A 1,840-nucleotide genomic window follows, 5' to 3' on the forward strand; every position below is an offset into this window, starting at 1 on the left:
GGATCAAAAGCGCTGTTTTGGCTGAGACCACTGGCCCCTCCGGTTTGTCGTCAGTTTCCTCACCGCCGGTCATCGCCCGGGCCGGTAGGGCTGGCCCAGCGACAGCGGCGTGTTCAGCCGGGTCCGGGCCGGGTTCCAGGACAAGAGTACCAGCATGGCAATGGTCACCACATAGGGCAGCATCGCCAGAAGGTCGGTCGAAACACGCCAGCCAAGACCCTGCAGTACCAGGTGAAGAATACTGGCTGCGCCAAACAGGTAGGCACCCAGCAGTACCCGTTCCGGCCGCCAGGTAGCGAACACCACCAGCGCCAGGGCAATCCAGCCCCGGCCAGAGGTCATGTTCTCCGTCCACATGGGGGTATAGGCAAGGGAAAGGTAGGCGCCGGCCAGTCCCGCCATACCACCGCCAAAAGCCACCGCCAGATAACGTATGGTGATCACCTTGATGCCATTGGCGGTGGCAGCTTCCGGCGCCTCGCCCACGGCCCGCAACAAAAGGCCTCCCCGGCTGTGTCGCAGGAAGACGTAAACCATCACGAACATCACCAGAGAGGCATAAATCAACGGGTCCTGATTGAACAGTACCCGACCCAGAACCGGAATATCACTCAGCAACGGAATGGCGATGCGATCAAAGCCCGGCAGCGATTGCCCCACAAAACCCGCGCCCATAAACGCACTCAACCCGGTCCCGAAGATGGTCAGGGCCAGTCCGGCGGCGTACTGGTTTGCCGCCAGGGTCACCGCCATAAAGGCGAACAGCATGGACATGGCGATGCCGGCAAGAATACCCACCACCACACCCAGGGCTACCAACAACAACGGAGTACCCGCCAGCACAGTAGCCGCCAGCACATTGGTCAACAGCACCATATCCATATCAGAGCTCCTGCACGCTGGTTTGTGGGGTAGGTTTGGTGATGCCCAGGATCGTTTTTAATGGGCGTTTCAGGCGGATGCGGTAGTGAATGAAGGCATCACAGGTCAGCAGATAGAACAGCAGCAGGCCCTGGAACAGACCGGTCACTGCCTTGGGCATGTTCATGGCGATCTGCAGGAACTCGCCCCCCATGTAGGTCAGGGCCAGCAAGGCACTGGCCGCGATAATACCCAGGGCATGCATGCGCCCGAGAAACACCACGATAATGGCGGTGTAGCCATACCCCGGAGACACCTGGGGCACCAGCTGACCGATGGGACCGGTCACTTCCGAGGCCCCGGCCAGGCCCGCCAGACCACCGGCCACCAGAAACGCAAACCAGGTCAGGCGACGGGCGCCGAATCCGGCGAATGCTGCGGCCCGGGCATCCTGCCCCAGCACGTTGAGCTGAAAGCCCACCAGGGTGCGGGTGAACATGACCCAGACCGCCACCGCTGCCAGCAAGCCGAACGCCAGGCCCAGATGCAGGCGGGTGCCCGGCAGCAGCATGGGCAGCAGCGCGGAATCCGCAAACATCACCGACTGGGGAAAGCCGAACCCGAACGGATCTATGAGGGGGCCATGCACCGCATACAGCAGCAGATTCAGGGCAATGTAGTTGAGCATGATGGTGGTCAGTATTTCATTGCAGTGCAGATGGGTTTTCAGGCCGGCCGCAAGGGCCGCCCACACCGCGCCAGCAACAACCCCCGCCAGCAGTACCAGCGGCAGCACCCAGAATCCCTCCGTATCCAGGAGCTGCAGGGCCACCACGCTGGTGCCCAGGGCTCCCATCAGAAAATGGCCTTCGGCACCTATGTTCCACAGTTTGGCCCGGTAGCACACTGTCAGCCCTGCGGCGCACAACAGCAACGGAGCCATTTTCAGGCCCAGCTCGGCAAGGCCGTGCGATTGTCA

Annotated in this window: 1 protein-coding gene and 1 pseudogene; both read right to left on the bottom strand. The window is 61.8% G+C overall.

From position 1 onward, the window contains the following. Positions 1–69: 69 nt before the first annotated feature. The gene (locus AAC035_RS21115) at positions 70–882 is read right to left on the bottom strand and encodes an ABC transporter permease (protein ID WP_339807088.1); all 813 of its coding nucleotides are present in this window, start codon (positions 880–882) and stop codon (positions 70–72) included. A 1-nt stretch (position 883) separates the two neighbouring features. Further along, positions 884–1,831, bottom strand: a pseudogene (locus AAC035_RS21120) (ABC transporter permease); the annotation flags it as partial. Positions 1,832–1,840: the final 9 nt, after the last annotated feature.

The sequence above is a fragment of the uncultured Marinobacter sp. genome, from assembly GCF_963974375.1.
Classification (GTDB): domain Bacteria; phylum Pseudomonadota; class Gammaproteobacteria; order Pseudomonadales; family Oleiphilaceae; genus Marinobacter.

Bases quoted from the DNA above. Each gene is read 5' to 3' on its own strand.
- AAC035_RS21115 (WP_339807088.1), bottom strand. From the start codon at position 882: ATGGATATGGTGCTGTTGACCAATGTGCTGGCGGCTACTGTGCTGGCG.